The 16,704-nt window shown below is 53.0% G+C and carries 11 protein-coding genes; 6 read left to right on the top strand and 5 right to left on the bottom strand.

Annotated elements, in window-relative coordinates:
* Nucleotides 1-152: 152 nt before the first annotated feature.
* Nucleotides 153-2,129 (top strand): metallophosphoesterase family protein, encoded by a 1,977-nt coding sequence (locus tag X474_RS16635; RefSeq protein ID WP_044350490.1) that lies wholly within the window; start codon nt 153-155, stop codon nt 2,127-2,129.
* Between the two features lie 61 nt (nt 2,130-2,190).
* Here the strand turns inward: X474_RS16635 and X474_RS16630 are convergent, their stop codons facing one another.
* From X474_RS16630 to X474_RS16610, 5 genes are all read right to left on the bottom strand, one after another.
* The gene (locus X474_RS16630) at nt 2,191-3,246 is read right to left on the bottom strand and encodes a prolipoprotein diacylglyceryl transferase family protein (RefSeq protein ID WP_044350488.1); all 1,056 of its coding nucleotides are present in this window, start codon (nt 3,244-3,246) and stop codon (nt 2,191-2,193) included.
* Nucleotides 3,247-3,267: 21 nt separating this feature from the next.
* A complete protein-coding gene (locus X474_RS16625; RefSeq protein ID WP_044350486.1) occupies nt 3,268-4,284 on the bottom strand; it encodes a phosphatidylserine decarboxylase in 1,017 nt (338 codons plus the stop codon).
* A complete protein-coding gene (locus tag X474_RS16620; RefSeq protein ID WP_044350484.1) occupies nt 4,253-6,709 on the bottom strand; it encodes a hypothetical protein in 2,457 nt (818 codons plus the stop codon). Before X474_RS16620 ends, X474_RS16625 begins: the two co-directional genes overlap by 32 nt.
* Nucleotides 6,710-6,915: 206 nt before the next feature.
* Nucleotides 6,916-9,237, bottom strand: a complete 2,322-nt coding sequence (locus X474_RS16615; protein WP_052515321.1) for a GGDEF domain-containing protein — start codon at nt 9,235-9,237, stop codon at nt 6,916-6,918.
* A 348-nt stretch (nt 9,238-9,585) separates the two neighbouring features.
* Nucleotides 9,586-9,780, bottom strand: coding sequence for a hypothetical protein (locus X474_RS16610; protein WP_156360810.1), 195 nt, complete (start codon nt 9,778-9,780; stop codon nt 9,586-9,588).
* A 242-nt stretch (nt 9,781-10,022) separates the two neighbouring features.
* Here X474_RS16610 and X474_RS16605 point away from each other — a divergent pair, with 242 nt between their 5' ends.
* From X474_RS16605 to X474_RS16585, 5 genes are all read left to right on the top strand, one after another.
* The gene (locus X474_RS16605) at nt 10,023-11,000 is read left to right on the top strand and encodes a TAXI family TRAP transporter solute-binding subunit (RefSeq protein ID WP_197282155.1); all 978 of its coding nucleotides are present in this window, start codon (nt 10,023-10,025) and stop codon (nt 10,998-11,000) included.
* A 92-nt stretch (nt 11,001-11,092) separates the two neighbouring features.
* On the top strand, nt 11,093-12,973 hold the full coding sequence (locus tag X474_RS16600) for a TRAP transporter permease (protein ID WP_044350481.1): 1,881 nt from the start codon (nt 11,093-11,095) through the stop codon (nt 12,971-12,973).
* Between the two features lie 335 nt (nt 12,974-13,308).
* Entirely contained in the window at nt 13,309-14,586 is a 1,278-nt protein-coding gene (locus tag X474_RS16595; protein WP_044350479.1) for a double-cubane-cluster-containing anaerobic reductase, read from the top strand.
* Nucleotides 14,587-14,706: 120 nt separating this feature from the next.
* The gene (locus X474_RS16590; RefSeq protein ID WP_044350477.1) at nt 14,707-15,483 is read left to right on the top strand and encodes an acyl-CoA dehydratase activase; all 777 of its coding nucleotides are present in this window, start codon (nt 14,707-14,709) and stop codon (nt 15,481-15,483) included.
* A 144-nt stretch (nt 15,484-15,627) separates the two neighbouring features.
* Entirely contained in the window at nt 15,628-15,939 is a 312-nt protein-coding gene (locus X474_RS16585; RefSeq protein ID WP_044350476.1) for a hypothetical protein, read from the top strand.
* Nucleotides 15,940-16,704 lie beyond the last annotated feature (765 nt).

Here is a 16,704-nt window from a genome sequence, read left to right as displayed (position 1 = left end):
TCTAACGTAATCACAAGGCAATTACTTCATATTCCTGTTCAAAAGCTAAATACCGTCCTCATCTTCGCCCTATGCCTAACCCTCTTTGAGAACGCCCCCTGGCAGATAATTGCCTGCCGGGGCCAAGTTTTTTCCGGACTGGAGGCAAACCAATGAAAACCTCAAGATTCGCCTGGGTGTTGTTAGCCGCCGGACTCGGCATCTTCTTGACCCTTACTCCCGCCCGGGCCCTGGACCAGGGACAAGTCCCGGCAATCTACAAGAACATATTTGTGCAAAACGGCATTCCCCTGGTCAAAAAGGGTGAAAAAATCCTGCACCCCCTGCCCTCCTCACTGCGGCCGAAATACACCATAACAATGCTGCAAGGCTCGCCCAAGGGCACGGCAAAAGGTTTTGACTTTCTTTTCGCAGACCGGGAATTCGGGCTCAACCTTAACCAGGGCACGCTTTTCTATTCCCTTTGGCAGCCTGCCGAGGGGCGTTTTCCCCTGCCTAAATACCGTTTTGACACCCCCATAAAAAATGGCTTTGCCCGCCTGGACATGGATGACCTTAAAGGGAAATTTGATTTTATTGGTTGGGAAAAACAAAAAAAGGGCATGATTTACTACCGAGTGGCGGACGGCAGGGGCCGCATCCTCTATGAAGGAAGATTCGCCTTTTCCGGCAACGGACCCTTTAAGGTCGATGTCAGTGTGGCGGAAGGGCCTTTTGTCGTAAAAGTAACCGATTCTTCGGCAGTTATTGCCCTTAAACTAAACCGGAAGGCCCCGGTGAAAATAATCCTGGACAAAAGGGGCTTTGATTCACCCAACCCGGCCTTTGCCCACAAAATCCCCATAGACATGCTTGAGCCGGGGCGCTCCTACACCTATACGGTGGCGGCGGGCGGGCATATTGAGACCTACTCCCTGGCCACGGCCCCTGCCCAGGGTTCTCAAAAACCCTTTACCTTTTGCTTTGGCAGTGACAGCCGCAATTCCATTAATTCGGGCGAACGCAACATGAACGGGGTGAACGCCTATGTGCTTAGAAGGGCCATGGTGTTGGCCAGCTTTAAAAACGCGGCCTTTTTACAGTTCACAGGCGACACCATGACCGGCTACAAGGCCAATATCCATGATCAAAAGGTGCAGATGACGGCCTTTAAAAGGGCCATTCTGCCCTGGGCCAGCCGCATGCCGGTTTTTGTGGGCATGGGCAACCATGAATCCCTGGTCTGGGCTTGGGACGACGGCAGCGAATACGGCCTTTCCTGCGACCGCTTTCCCTTTGCCGACCAATCGGCCGAGGCGATATTCGCCTCGGAATTTGTCATGCCGGAAAACGGCCCCATAAGCGAGGACGGCGCCTGGTATGACCCCAACCCCCATACTGACGGCGATTTCCCCACTTACAAGGGAAACGTTTTCTACTATATCTGGGGCAACACGGCCATGGTGGTGCTTAACACCCATTACCTGATGGGTCCTTCCCTCCCCAAGGACAAGACCGTGGGCGGAAACCTGTGGGGCTATCTTTTGGACAACCAGATTGCCTGGCTTGCCAAGACCCTGGCCGACCTGGAAAAAAACCCCAAGATAGACCATATCTTCATCACCCAGCACACCCCTGTTTTTCCCAACGGAGGCCATGGGCGCGGGGCCAGGAGCATGTGGTTTGGCGGCAGCAACAAATTCAAACCGGTCTTCAATTCGGTTAAACCGGATGCCAAACAAAAAATACCGGGTTGCCTGGAGCGCAGGGACCAGTACCTGAAAATCCTCATGTCCGCCCAAAAGCTCAGGGGGGTTCTCTGCGGAGATGAGCACAATTACTCCAGGCTTTTGGTTAAAGAAGGCATCCCCCTTTACGACCCGGCCAAGTATCAGCCCAAAGACCCCCTTAAAATCACCAAATCCTTTTGGCACATAACCATAGGCACGGTGGGGGCTCCTTATTACGCCAAGGTCGACGCCCCCTGGAACCTTGACTATCCGGCCAACACAGATTACCTAAAGGCCTTTTCTCCCCGAAAAGCGCTGGCCTTTTTCCATGTAAACGGAAAAAATATTAACCTGGAGGTGGTCGACTCCCTGACGCTCGAGCTGATCGACCAGGTCGAGTTCACCCCGGTGGGCCAATAAAAAAAGCCGGAGCCCTTTTAGCCGGGGGCTCCGGTTTCAAGCATTCAAAAACTCGAAGCTATCAGGTCTTATCCTTGACTACGTGGAAGCTTATGGTGGAAGCGGTGACCTTGCTGGCTCCGGAATGAACCAAAATGGCCAGCCAAAGGGCCTGTAAAAGAATCAAGACCCAGGGATTCCACAAAGCCAGGAAGCCAAGCTCCGCGTCCGGCGGATTCAAAAGTCCATGCACAGGAAACAATAGCCCCACACACACGCCATAAGGTATGGAGGCCAAGGCCATCCACTGGTAGGCGCTCAATTTGCCCTTGCCCCGGTAATCGGCCCGCAGGGTCTCGGAATAAGCCCGCCACAGGCCGGTTATCAAAAGGCTCACATAAAAAGCCGCGCTGAAATAATCCAAAAGAAACAGATAAAGCCCCAAAAGACCGGTGCCGACATAGATCACCGAGGTAATGGCCTGTACAGGTAAAACCGGTCTGCCTTCCCAGCCGCTTTCATAGGCTATTTTTTTGGTATGCCCCTCAAACCTGAAGGCCAGGCCACCGAAAAGTTTTTGAATCAAGGCGGGGCATTCCGAGATGGGCTTTCCGTAACAGCAGCCGAAGCTGACACAGGCCAAGCGCCCCAAGCCTTCGCCAAAGGCATAGCACACCGTCAGGCAGGCCATGACAGGCAGCACCCTGAGCCCCGCTCCGGCCTGATCACCCAATATGGCCCGGGTGGCCAGGACCAGCCAGGGGGCCAGGATAAGCCCCACAAAAGAGGCCCCGCCGATGGTCAGGGTGGCGGGTTTTTTCTCCACCCAGCGGGCCACCAGGCTGGAGGCCGGGATACAGACCAAAAGGAGCGGGGCCATGAACAAAAGGGTTTTACCTGCGCTCACCCTTAGCGAACCCAGCATCATGAAGATCATGGCCAAAGATAAAGCCAGGGCATTGGCTGAGAATATGCCGTAATAGGTGACATTGCGCCCCTGCCAATGGCCGGTTTCATCTTTTTTAGTGGGAATGGCGCAGGCGATCTGCCATTTCTCGCCGGGAAGGCTGCGACAGGCCCAAAAGAGCAGCACTCCGTAGACCCCTGCCAGGCCCAGCACAAAAATTTCATTTATCATTTCTCTCTCCCCCTGAAAAGCTCAAGCCAAAACACTTGACCCCACCCTGGCCCGCACCTTTATATCGGTCTCCACCAGGGGCTTGCCAAAACCATGGGAAAAACGGCTTACCGTGGAAGGCTTGTTGAGATTGTCGATCAGGTCCTGGTCAAACCTGACCCGGTCTTTCTGGCAGATAACAATCACAGTGCTGGATCCCGGCTTGAACAGGCTTTTGGGGCGTCCTTTTAGCAGAAAACTTCCGGGGACAACCGGCCAGGGATCATCATAGGCCTGCCTGCTGTAGCACTGAAGGACCTCGCCAACCATCAAGGCCACCACCTCCACCATGGCCACCAGGCCCACACCCGTGCCGCCGGGCACATCGGTGTCAATAACTGTCACCACCCTTTTATTCTTGGAATAGGGAGTGACCAGGTTGACCACGGCCGCGGGATTGCAGGAATGATAGGCTCCTTCCACCTCGTATATATCAACCACCCTGCCGGCCACAGGGGTGTGCACATAGTGGTACTTATCCGGGGTGAGACGGAACACCGCGAAATCCCCCTGATCAAAGGCCTTGATCCATCTCCCTTTCAACTCCCCCAACAGCTCGTTTATGGAAAAGAATTTATCTTTCACAAATAAAAGGGAATCATCCTTAAAAGAGCCTAAAAGCACCCGGGAATCCGCCGGTGACACCACCAGGCCCGGCTCAGAGGGCATGGGGCGGCATTCCCAATAACATATTTTTCTGGTGAATACCTTTTCCGGTGAATTAAGGGATGCCGGGTCGTCCAGGCACTCGGCCGTATCCACCCCCCATTGCCGTAAAAGGCGCTTGGGCGTTGCAAGCCTGGTTCCCAACAGGGCCTCAAAATTAAGGTATCCCAAAAAGCTGGAAGCGCGGGAGCTGGTAAGGGATTTGAATACAAAGGGCGCGTTTTCACGCACCTCGGAATAAAGGAAGTTCACCATCTTGTCGGCAAAAAGTTTTTCGTCGCAGACCTTACCGGTGCGCCGGTCAATATACTGATGCCTGCCTGGTTGTTTCATTTTCCAAATTCTCCGACCTCTCAGGACCCTCACTCTTAGAGACCTGACAATCTTTCATGTGTATATTCAATAAAACCAAATTGATAAGCTTCAAGATCTCGACGGTCCGCAAGCTGCGTCTCAATACCGGTTTTTGCATACTCTGAACAAAGTCCAGGGCGTCTTGAGAGCCCAAAAGCTCTTGCAGGGCCTTTTTAAAACGGGGGCCAATCTTCTGCGGGTCGCGTATCATCCCGCTCAAGTCATCCTCCAATACCAGCCAGGATTCCTTGAGGTGTTTTTGGCAAAGCTCATCTCTGTAATAGGCCTCGCACGCCTGGTTGAATTCTTCAGCCTTTACAGAACAAGGGGACTTTACATTCAATTTACGGTTGATCTCCCTGGTGAGCCTGCCTGCGGCGGAACGTGATTCAGGGTGCTCCAGCCGCCAAATCAGATCCTGGACTGTTTCTTCCAAACCCAGCGAGGCTATGATCTCCCTGCCCTGGATGCATAGCCATCTGGCCGCAGCCTGTTGGAATTCAGCCCTTATCACCCGCAGATAGCCGGGGTAACGTCGGCTGAAGCGCAGGTTGCGGGTCTGTTCCAGTATCTGCCTCAGAAAAAGGTTTCCAGTATCCGCCCGCACAAAAAAGGTGGGCAGGCCAATGGCCGCGCCAAAAAAAATCTGACGCCTTTCGCTCTCGGTCTGGGGATCATCGGGAATATGGGAATGGGTTAATTCACCTTTGGCTATAAGCTTGAAGGCAACTGCGGTCACCAGGGTCTGAAGGTCCGCGGCCCGGCCCAGGTCCTCGCTGAACTTGTAAAAAAGGCTGTAGTGGCGGCCTTCAAAACCACTGAAGCCCATCTGGCTGAAATGCCTCTGGCGCAGGGCCATGTAAACCGGCATGTGCGTATCGAAAACTCCCATTTGAGCCAGGTCTTTTTTCAGGAGTTCCTGGTTGCCCGCCGATCCGTTCAGGGCCGGGCTGCGGTCTGTGCTCATCAAGGCCACCAGATAGTCAAGCAGCCTGAAATCAGGCACATAATCGCCTTTTAAACCGAATATCCGGCTTATGGGCTCATCGAGCCAGGGCGGGCCAAAGGGTGTCAGTCTCAAACCCAGGAAACGGGTCTTTAAGCGGGCCTTTTTCTTCCACCTGCGCCAGATCATGCGCAAATGGGTGTAATCAAGCTGATATGGCAAAAATGTCAGCAGTTTTTCCGGTTGAAAATCGCTAAAGCATAGCCTGTAGGGCGCGGCGCTGTAGTTGCCAACAAAAAGGGACAGAAAATGCTCGCTCATCTTGATGGCCAGGTCGCCCAGGTATTTTTCATGGCTGGCTGAAAAGCCGGACCCGGAATCGGCCAGGGCGCTGGTGAGCCTGCGACTGCCCAGGGAGATATGGGTGCCGTTATTGGCCAGGCTTATATTGGAGGCGCTCGGCATCACCACCAGGTTGTTGGTGATGACTCCGGCGTCTTTCAACCTGCCCAGGGAATTGAACTGGGCCCGGGAGAGCACCTGGTGGCAAAGGTGCATGTAATGATGTTTTTTCTCGCCTTCATCCCAGCCGGACAGGCAGGGATTCATGAACAGTTCCCGATAAAAGGCATCCGGTATGGTTTCGGAAAGCCTTTTCTGGCGCACCGGAGGATGGGGGGCGAAATAAACATCCACCTTTTGTCCGGAAGCAGCCAGACCGAGCGCGGACTCTGCGTATTGAACCAAAAGCTGGGTCAGAACAAAGCGGCGGGCCGTCTCCTTGGCGATCTCGGCTCCCATGCCGGTTTTTTTACTGAGCTTTACGGTATGAAAGGAATAGAGCTCAGGCGAGGTGTTGTCGCTTAAATAATGGCCCATGTATTTGAGCCCGGCCTCGCGAACCAGGGGCGAAAGGCCGGGCTGACTCCCCACGCTATCGGCCAGGCTGAGCTTTAAAAGATAGCTCACAGGCATCCTTAATATGCGTTCATTGGCTTCTCGATCCAGGAATCGCCCGGCGTCGCTTCTGGTCCCCTTATCCGGATCAGACTTGTCGGCCAGTAGATCCTGCTCCAGAATCCGCCTGGCCAAGGGAGACAAAAGGCGCATCGGCACCCTTACCCAGGAATTATCCCAAATCTGGTTTGGGTTTTCCTTAAGCCACTCATCCAGAACGGAAACCGCCCTTTTGGGCAGTTCGCCCCTTTGCCGCCTTTTCTGCAGGTTTTGATAGTAATTGGAATTCAGGATGGCCCGGGGGAGGTCCACATCTTCCCTTTTGCCGCAGACCCCGGCCTGTAGTTCGTTTTCCACCCCGCAGGTGGTGTCTTCTGCCGTAAAGGGAAGGGTTTCAGCGAGAGTTGCATCACTTTTCGCATTCACCCCCAGATCAGCCAGCAGTCTCACTGGTGATCTTTTCCCCCCATAGGGCCAGCCCCTCAAGGGAATTGCATTCATGTCATCTCTCCCCGTTAAAAAGCCAAAAAGCAATCTGGGGGAATCCTACTTCCGTGACTATTTTTTTGGGTTTCCAAAGGGTGAAGACTTTGCAACGAAAAGGTGTCGATAAAATGGGAAAAGGAATAAGAAGCGCTCAAGTTAAGTCAAAGGCAGTGGCTCATCTTATGAATGGAAGGTGAAAAACCAAGGAAAACGGGATCTGCCTAGGCGTCCGGCTCACCCAAGGGTTTTCTGCGGTCTCTTACGTAGACGCTTCCCTTTTTGGATTTGGCGTATTTTTTAACCTCTGCCGCCCGGTGACTTATGGCGGCCAGATCACAGGTGCCTTTGCCCGATATATCCATGATGCCCATGGAGACGGAAACCAGGGGGAATCTGCCTTCCCTGCCGTCCCGGCCCTTGGCTTTCACATAGCCCAGCCTGGCATCCTGGGGGCTGTAAAGCTTTTTCACCAGCCGTTTAAAGCAACGCACCACGCCCCGGCAGATTCTCTCCACACTGCGGGCTTCACTCATGATCACAAAGTCATCCCCCCCGATGTGGCCCACAAAGGTGTAGCCCCGACCATGACGGCGGCAGGCCCAACTCAGGATATCCGACAAAAGGCGCAAGACCTTGTCCCCGGATTCAAAGCCATAGGTATCGTTAAAGATCTTGAAGTTATCCAGATCCACATAAACAATGCTGGTGAGTTCCCGGCTCCGGCATCTTTTTTCAATCTCAGCCTCCAGGGCCAGGTTGCCCGGCAGGCCGGTAAGCGGATTGGCGCCTTTGGCCATCTCCACCTGAACCCTGGCCAGGGCGTCTAGCATCTTCTGCACGCTTACCACGCCCTTGAACTTGCCCCCGCCGGTAACCACAATGTGGTCATAGAGCTTGAAACGCTCCCTGGCCATGGCCTTGGTCGCCACCGATTCAACCGGCATGCTGCCTTCGGCCACCAGGGGCGAGGAATCCATTACAGCCGATACCGGACGGTCGTAATAAAGGGCTGTGCCGTATTGGGTGCCGAGTTGGCGGTCCAGGGTGTGACTCATGGCCAGCCCCACCGGCCTTTCATCCTTTACAACCACCACTCCCGTCATGGGATGACGGTCCATCAAGACCTTTACCTCCCGCACCGTGCTCTTGGGATGGGCAAAAGGCGCGGGTTCCATTAACTCGAAAAGGGGGATGGAACATTTCCAGCCTCCCTGGTGCAGAGAAGCCGCGGTAGGCGGCGGGATGAATTCGATCCGGGGTTTGGGTGTGGCCGGACGGGCGATATAAAACCCCTGACCGTAATGAACCCCCATGGAGGCCAGGCAGGACAACTCGGCCTCGCTCTCAATACCCTCCGCTATGACAGAGCAACCTATCTTATCGGCAAAGGTGACAAAGGTTTCCATCAAGGCCCTTTGCACGGGGTTTGAGTCAATGCCCCTGACCAGGCTCATATCGGTTTTCAGAAAATCCGGCTTCAGTCTGGCTATGCGGTTCAAGCCTGAGAAACCAGTGCCTGCGTCATCTATGGCCACCTTGAATCCCTGGGAGCGATAATGCTGCAAGGTGCGGTAAAACAGCCCGAAATCTTTAATAGAATGGCGTTCTGTAATCTCAAAGACCACATCAGTGGGGCTTATGCCGAGTTTATCCAGGATCATCTTTGTTTCACCCCGGCGGAAATCCGGGTCAGCCATGGTCTTGGGATGAATATTCAGAAAAAGCTTCTGCCCGGCCGCCAGTCCGCCAAGGCCTTGGATGCCTCTTTTGCGACAGGTCCTTTCCAGGGGAAAGAGCTGGCCCACCTCCTCGGCAAAATCAAACATAACCGCAGGGGATCTGAAAAAACCCCTGCGCGGCCCCCTGGCCAGCGACTCCCAGCCCAGAACACCCCCGGACTGCAAATTAACAATGGGCTGATAAACCGCATAAAGCCCGGAATCCTTCAGCAGGGCCCGAAACTCTGCCATAAGGGGCAGGCTCTTTTCATCCAATATGCCCCTGGCCATTTGCTTGGCATCGTCGGCAGCCTGAAAAATTTTTTTGAAAAGGTTGTCATGAGCGTCAAACTCCACCTCAGAGCAGCCCACATCCAGGTTAAGGCCGTTGCCGGTCAAACCGACCACCTTTTCATTCAGCATGCTCTTGGCGGTCATGCGCAGGTTGATGGCCTTATCCATCATCTGGTCCAGGGTGTGATCACCGTTTTGGAAAAGGATTATCAATGACTCCCGATCCATCCTCTCCATAACCACCAAGCGGGTGCCTGAAAGGATATCCTGAATGATCCGGCCCAGGATATTTTCCAGGCTCAACATGACCTGTTCGCCTGCATCCGGGCCGTAAAGCCTTTCAAAAAGGGCAAACGACTTGACACTGATCCAGAAAAGGGCCAAGGGGTGAGAGGGTGAGATCAGTTTTTCCAGGCGTTTGGGCAGGGCGTTCGGCGCATCTTTTGAACCGGAAAAGCCGTTTTTCAAGGCATTATCCCAACCCATATGGACCATGGGGAATTGTTCTGTTTGATCTTGGATAAGAGCCATTTCACACCAGCGCCGGAGTTGGACCGCAAATCGGCGGCGGTCCTGGTAACATGTTGAGAAAACCTGATTCCGCCCTGAATCCAGGCAAAAGTGAGACCATTTTGCCTACCTGTGACCTGCCTGTGGCAGGTTCAAAAACTTATGCTTCCCCTTTTTTCAGATGGCAGGAGTGTACCCCGGCTGTGTGACAGGCAACGCTCACAAATGTTACGATTAGGTTAATTGAATGCGTCATTTTTCCCAGCTGCAATCAGATAGTTAAGTCTAATTAACTAAAAAGATTCCCCGATTTTTTCGATAGGTTTTACCGAGGCTGATGCCGACGGATCAAAACCAAAGCAATGTAAACTAATTACTTTTATTTAATTTAGAAAATTTAACAAAAAAGGCTCCTCTGACCGATCCGAAAAAATCGAGGTATTTAAGAGTATTTTTTCCCGTGCTGGATAATAGGGTTGAGTTATGAGGAAATTTATTTTCACCTTCCCCGCCTTTTAACTGCTCTATCGGACGCCCGGCAGGGCGCTCTTTGAATTTTTTCACCCGAATCTGCCAAAAACAAAAAATCAACTCCCATTTACCGTGTCATTTTAGTCTGTTGCATTACTCAAAAAAGGCGAAGCCCAGCTTGCGAGAATCGTTCATTTACTTCCAAGCCCTTTAAAATACGGACTGTTTCTTGACACCTGCCAAACTGGGTTGCTAAGTATGTATATTTGGCTATGAACCTTAAACATCTTTGCAAAAAGGCCGCCGGCAAGAGGCCTTCTGAGGGAGGAAAACACATGCGCAAATTACTGGCCCTTACCCTGGCATTGGGAGTAATCCTTTGCTGCGCTCCCGCCCTGGCCGGAAACCAGATAACCCTGACCTGGACTGCGGGCGGGGCTGGCGGCGGCTGGTACGGCATGGCAGGCGGCATTGCCTCCATCATTCATCAGGCAGACCCGGATATTGTGATTAAAGTGGTCCCCGGCGGGGGAGTTAAAAACCCGGCTGTTATCTCGGTGGGATCGGCGGATATTGGCTGGGGCCTGCCCTTTATGAATGCGGCGGCCTATGAGGGCATGGCTCCCTTTGGCCAAAAGTTGAAAAACTTAAGGGCCATTGCCGGTGGCATGAGCATGAATTACTTCCACTTTTATGTGGGTGCGGAAAGCGGAGTCAAATCCCTGGATCAGATATTCGGCCAAAAGAAACCCATCCGCATGGCCATATCCCAGGCAGGCAGCAGCGAGGTGTGGGTCTTTGACCGGGTGCTCGAGCACTATGACACCAACATCAAGGATTTAAAAGACAAGGACTTTCACTTTGCCCGGGGCAACTACAGCTTCCAGGCCAACCAGTTCAAGGATAACAATGTGGATGCGGTCTGGACTTTCCTGGCCCTACCCGGCGCTTCGGTCACCGAGGCCTCGGTGGGACGCGACCTGAAGCTGGTTGCCTTTCCCGAAGACGTGCTTAACTCGCTGGCCAAGTTCGGCATCCTGAAGGGAACTATTCCCCAAGGAACCTATCCCAAGGCGGCAAATCAAAGCGACGTGGTCACCGCCCGTTCGGGCAGCGTGATCACCGTATCGGCCGATATGTCCGATGACCTGGCCTACAGGCTGACCAAGGCCTTCAATGAAAATGTGGACAAGGTGAGCAAGGTCCACGCCAGCCTAAAGGATTACAAACCCGCCCACGGCGTGACAGGCTGCGGAGTTCCCCTGCATCCGGGGGCAATCAAATATTACAAGGAAAAAGGAATCCTGAAATAGGCAGCTTAAAGGACAAAAGCCCCGCGAAAAGTCACTTCTTTTCGCGGGCGTTTCTTTTTAATCTTTATCCCTAAAGCAAAGCTGGTTATCAGATGCGGTCCCTTAAAAACCACTGGATGATCCCCCTTTATCTCCTGGCCCTGGGGGCGGGCTTTTTTCATTACTACACCTCCGGATTTGGTTCGCCCGAGCCCAGAATCTTCAGGGGTGTGCATCTGTGCCTGCTCTTACCGGTAATCTTCATTTTATACCCGGCCACCAGCCGTTCACCAAAACACAGGCCCACCTGGCTGGATATCACAGCCGCCCTGATCTGCATCGCAGCCACTCTTTACACGGTTTTCGACGCGGAACGGCTGAACACCAGGTTCGTGGGTTTTCACGAGGTCTTGCCGCTTGAGGTGGTCTTAGGCGCCCTGTTGGGGGTGGCGGTTATCGAGGCTTGCCGCAGGGCCCTTTCCAAATGGTTTGCGGCAACTGTGGTTTTGGTGATGGGCTATCTCTTCACCTGTCAGTACTGGCCCGGCCTGTTTCACTTTAAAGGCTTTTCCTTTGACCGGGCCATAGAAATATTGTATTTGCCCAGCGACGACGGCATCTTTGGCTTTTTGACCGGTATATCGGCTGAGATTCTTTATATTTACATACTCTTTGCCGGAGTGCTCACCGCCACCGGAGCAGGGGATTTCCTCATCCGCCTGGCCACCTGGCTGGCTGGTTGGGCCAGGGGGGGCAGCGCCAAGATATCAGTTGTCTCCTCGGCCTTGTACGGCACAGTATCCGGCTCCACGGTGGCCAATGTCTATGCCACGGGCTCCTTCACCATCCCCCTCATGAAAAAAAGCGGCTACAGCGCCAAACAATCGGCCGCCGTGGAGGCGATCAGCGGGGTGGGCGGCCAGATCATGCCGCCTATCATGGGCGCGGGCTCTTTTATCATGGCCGAGGTCACCGGCGTGCCCTATTTCACCATAATCAAGGTGGCGGTTATCCCGGCTTTGCTCTACTACCTCGGGGTGATGTGCATGGTTCATTTTATCGCCCTTAAAAGGGGCATCACCCCCCTTAACAAAGAACAAAGGCCCCAGGGACAAAGCCTTTTGCGCAGGTCTTATTTTATCCTGCCCTTCGTGCTTATAGTGAGTCTCCTGGCCTGCGGCTACTCACCGAGCAAATCCGCTTTCCACACCATCTGGGTGACCATCCTACTCAGTTTTCTGGATAAAAAAACCTGGCTCAACCGGACCAAAATCCTGGGCATATTTTTCAAGTCCCTGGTCAACTGCGCCCTTATCGCAGCGGTTTTGGCCGGGGCCGGAATGATCGTGGCGGTCTTGACCAGGACCGGCGTGGCCCTTTCCTTTGGATCTATCCTGGTAAGCGCCTCCCAGGGACACCTTTTATTGGCCATGGTTCTGATATTTGTGATTGTAAGCGTATTGGGAACCGGCATCCCCACCACCGCCGCCTATATTATCGGGGTCACGGTGGGGGCCCAGGCCCTGGGCAATTTTGAGGTGAGCCTCCTGGCTGCCCATCTTTTTGTTTTTTACTATGCTGTCTTGGCAGACCTGACCCCGCCTGATGCGGTCACCTCCTTTGCCGCGGCCAACCTGGCCGGTTCAGAGCCCATGGCAACCGGCATAGAAGGCTTTCGTCTGGGTATTGCCGGATTTCTGGTGCCTTTTGCCTTTATTTTCCAGCCCGCGCTTTTACTCAAGGGCACCCCCCTTGAAATCCTGGCCGGGCTGGCAAGTACAGGCATCGGGGTGGTCTGCCTGGCCGCAGGCGTCATCGGTCAATTTACCAGGCCGCTTAACCCGCTGATGAGGGTGACGTTTTTAGCTTCCAGTTGTTTACTCGTTTTTCCAAGCACATACACCCTTTTACTCGGACTTGGCCTTACCCTTTTGGCGATGCTGTGGTCGCACTTTACCGCCCCTCCCTTGGCTAAACCCGTTAAAAAGCCCTGAAAAAGCTTTTCAGCTCCATATGCGCTTAATAGCAGTTTGACATCCGGTTGATATTGAGGTTATGTTTGCCTTGTTCAGCAATACTCGGAAAAGGATTTTTTATGACTTTTTTCTTTGGCTTTACTTGACGCACCCAGGCGGACCACACCCGGGTTCATGAGGTGCGGACAAACGGCCGAAAGCCACTTCCCCTTTAATTCAGGTCTTTTTTCCTAAAAGTTCGCATCCTCTTCATCCGGATCTGGTTATCGCCTGCGGTCGGCAGGAGTTCACCAAAACGGCTCTGGGCCTATGCCTTTGGCCGAATAATCAGCATATTCAAGAGGAGGCATTAAATGCAAAACGACTACACCCAGATGTGGACCGATCTGGGCCTGGATTTACAGGCCCACGATCAACTACTCGAGGTTTTAGGACAAGGTTATGAACAGGTCTTCATGAGCCAGGCCAACCGGCCGGAAGGGATGGCCTATTTTGACTTTGTGATGAGCGAGGTGCACGGGCTTCGCATCAAGGAACTCATGGACGCCAAAGCCGAGGGCCGAAAGGTGGTGGGTTCCTTCTGTGTTTTTGTTCCCGAAGAGATAGTGCTGGCCGTGGACGGCATCCTGGTGGGGCTCTGCACGGGAGCGGATTTCGCCACCGAAGAAGTGGACAAAATCCTGCCCAGAAACACCTGTGCGCTTATCAAAAGCGCCTTTGGCTTTAAATTGGGCAAGGTCTGCCCCTACCTGGAGAGTGCGGACCTGATCGTGGGGGAAAACACCTGCGACGGCAAAAAGAAATCCTATGAAACCCTGGCGGGTTTGGTCCCGGCTCTTTATGTCATGGATCTGCCCCAGACCAAATCCTTGAGGGCCAGAGAGCTCATGCAGGCGGAGATGAAACGCTTTTTCCATAAAATGGAAGAAATCTCAGGCGTTACAATCGATGCGGCCCGGCTTAAAAAAGGCATCCAGCTGGTTACTGAAAAGAGAAAAGCCCTGCACCGCTTAAATGAACTCCGAAAAAACGACCCCGCCCCCATCTCGGGCTTAGACGCCCTTTTGATCAACCAGGTGCAGTTTTATGACGACCCTGTGCGGTTCACCGCCTCGCTCAACAAACTCTGCGATGAACTGGAGACCCGAGTGGCTGAAGGCAAGGGAGCTTTTGCCAAAGGCACGCCAAGGGTGATGGTCTCTGGATGTCCCATGGCGGTTCCCAACTGGAAACTCCCAATGATCATAGAGTCCACCGGCGCGGTGATCGTGGGAGAAGAATCCTGTGTGGGCGAAAGGGGCACCAGAAACCTGGTTTCAGATGGCGAGGAAAGCCTGGATGAACTCATGGAAGCCCTGGTGGACCGCTATTTCAAAATTGACTGCGCCATCTTCACCCCCAATCCGGAACGGCTGGACCACGTAAAGGAGATGACCGGCAGATACAACGCCCAGGGCGTGATCCACTATTCCCTGCAGTTCTGCCAGCCCTATCAGACAGAATCCATTCCCCTGGAGAAAAGCCTGGAAAATGAAAAGATAAAAACCCTGCGCCTTGAGACCGACTACAGCCAGGAAGACATTGAACAGCTGAGAACCAGAGTGGAAGCCTTTGTGGAGATGATCGCCTGATTCAGGAGAATCCGCACGCCTTAGGCGGCGGTCAAAAGCCTGTCGGCAGGGTCCGGGCGGACTTTGCCGACAGGCAAAAAAGTTTGATAGACCCTACGGGACAATACAGGGGAGATGCTAATGTTGGTCGCTGGTCTGGATATCGGCTCACGCAGTATTGAGCTGCTCATTTTGGAAAAGGGGAAAATCATCTTCAGCCAAGAAACGCCTACTACCTTTGATCCCCTGTCCCAATGTCATAAGCTTCTGCGGGGAAGGTCTTGGGATGAGATGGCTGTCACCGGTTACGGAAGAAAACTTTACAGCCGGGATCATGAGGCCTTGACTGTAAGCGAAATAAAGGCACATGCCCTGGGCGCACGCAGGCTTTTTCCGGACTGTCGCTCCATATTGGACATTGGAGGCCAGGACACCAAGGCCCTGACCCTGGATGAAAACGGAAATTTGCTGAAGTTCGAGATGAACGACCGTTGTGCCGCGGGAACCGGAAAATTCCTGGAATTCATGGCCCGCGGCATGGAAATGTCTTTGGACGAGTTTGGCAATTATGCCCTGGACGGCAGGCCGGGGGTGACTGTGAACAGCATGTGCACAGTCTTTGCCGAAAGCGAGGCCACTTCTCTGATGGCCCAGGGCAAGCGCCCTCAGGATATCGCCCTGGCCCTGCACAACTCAGTGGCCAAGCGTTCACTCGCCATGCTTAAAAGAGTGGGGCTCAAATTGCCCCTGGCCTTCTCAGGCGGGGTGGCCAAAAATCCCTGTATGGTTCAGCTTATCAATCTGGCGTTAGGTGATAATTGCCTGATAGCCGAGGCTCCGGAGATGGTGGGCGCATTGGGCGCGGCCTGGTTCGCGGCCCAAAAAAACCGGCTGCCCTGGGCCGACGCCAATTCTTAAAATCGAAAAGGATACTTACACTATTATGCCGAGCAGCTTGCTTGTTATTCGAAAAAATGCTAAATTAATTAGAATATCAGTCAAATAAACCTTCCAGGGAAGGCTCCGAAAAGCCACGGGACGGCGTGTTAAGGGAGCAGGGCCATGAAGATACTTCATACTTTGCCCTATGCGCCGTCCGGTGTTTCCGGCCGCAAGCAAAATACCAATTCAATCCAGGAAAGAGACCAGCCCAGGGAAAATCCGCCGCCAAAGAAGAGTTCTGAGGTCAGGGTAAGCCTTTCGGCAACCGCGCCTATCCTCATGGACAGAGGACAGGTTGCCAGGCTTTGGGATGAAAACGAGGCGCGGCAAAGGGTCTTGTTGGCTCAAAGCCAGTTATTGACCCGGGCCGGGGAAGCGGTCTCGATCCAGGCCAACCTGAGCCGTAAAACCGCTTTGCGGCTTTTAAGCTAGGAGCTGCCATTCCTTTAACGATCCCAGGAGCCCGATGCCGCCCTTCCGGCAATCAAAAAACTAAGGACACCTTGCGCCCCGGCTGCCTCAGTAAAGAATCGGGGAAACTTTCTCTCCAAGAGTTGCATAAGTAAAACGCCCGGATTCCCGGGAGCGTGGGCTCAAATCCATCCCCCCCTCAGAGGGTGTCTTATCAGGCCTCCTGTTACAGTAATTCTTATAGCAAATTGATAAAAAAGAAAGGAGTGGACTCCTTGAGCGCCTGATAGATTCAAGGGAAGGAAAACTTTTCTTTGAACAGATACTCCTGAAAATGCCTCTGCAGGGCGGAGAATTATTGTGTATTTTAATATGTTTATATTAACATATTAAAAAAAATTCAAATTACAATCTCTCGGCTTAACTCTTAACTTCTCCATAAAACAGACCTTTTAAACATTACTAAAAAACCTGGAAAAAGAATCCATATCCGGCCCGGTTTGGCTGCAAAATTCCCCCTTGCCAAGCTTGGCCTTTTTGTGTCAGTAATGACATAACCATCTGTGTCATCTATGACATATTAATTTACAATGGTTTTAGTCCGGGCAGGGATTACAGCATGGCGGTAACTAAAAAAGCAACTAAGTAATGCTATACTGCCGGTCCCATATCCCTTTCCAATGGGGCTGATAGCCGCCCCAAGGCTCCCGAACCGTTTTGCCCGAGAAAAAAACCAAAAGAAATTTGGATTGAAACGGAAAAAGATTTTTACCCGGCCCAAATAAT

The sequence above is a fragment of the Dethiosulfatarculus sandiegensis genome (assembly GCF_000931935.2).
Lineage (GTDB): Bacteria > Desulfobacterota > Desulfarculia > Desulfarculales > Desulfarculaceae > Dethiosulfatarculus > Dethiosulfatarculus sandiegensis.
The sequence above is the reverse complement of the archived record's forward strand: the minus strand, read 5'-3'. Positions and strand labels throughout refer to the sequence as shown.

What these genes read in the sequence shown, in the direction of transcription:
- X474_RS16635 (WP_044350490.1), top strand. Translation starts at nt 153, where the DNA reads ATGAAAACCTCAAGATTCGCCTGGGTGTTGTTAGCCGCCGGACTCGGC.
- X474_RS16630 (WP_044350488.1), bottom strand. Translation starts at nt 3,246, where the DNA reads ATGATAAATGAAATTTTTGTGCTGGGCCTGGCAGGGGTCTACGGAGTG.
- X474_RS16625 (WP_044350486.1), bottom strand. Translation starts at nt 4,284, where the DNA reads ATGAAACAACCAGGCAGGCATCAGTATATTGACCGGCGCACCGGTAAG.
- X474_RS16620 (WP_044350484.1), bottom strand. Translation starts at nt 6,709, where the DNA reads ATGAATGCAATTCCCTTGAGGGGCTGGCCCTATGGGGGGAAAAGATCA.
- X474_RS16615 (WP_052515321.1), bottom strand. Translation starts at nt 9,237, where the DNA reads ATGGCTCTTATCCAAGATCAAACAGAACAATTCCCCATGGTCCATATG.
- X474_RS16605 (WP_197282155.1), top strand. Translation starts at nt 10,023, where the DNA reads ATGCGCAAATTACTGGCCCTTACCCTGGCATTGGGAGTAATCCTTTGC.
- X474_RS16600 (WP_044350481.1), top strand. Translation starts at nt 11,093, where the DNA reads ATGCGGTCCCTTAAAAACCACTGGATGATCCCCCTTTATCTCCTGGCC.
- X474_RS16595 (WP_044350479.1), top strand. Translation starts at nt 13,309, where the DNA reads ATGCAAAACGACTACACCCAGATGTGGACCGATCTGGGCCTGGATTTA.
- X474_RS16590 (WP_044350477.1), top strand. Translation starts at nt 14,707, where the DNA reads ATGTTGGTCGCTGGTCTGGATATCGGCTCACGCAGTATTGAGCTGCTC.
- X474_RS16585 (WP_044350476.1), top strand. Translation starts at nt 15,628, where the DNA reads ATGAAGATACTTCATACTTTGCCCTATGCGCCGTCCGGTGTTTCCGGC.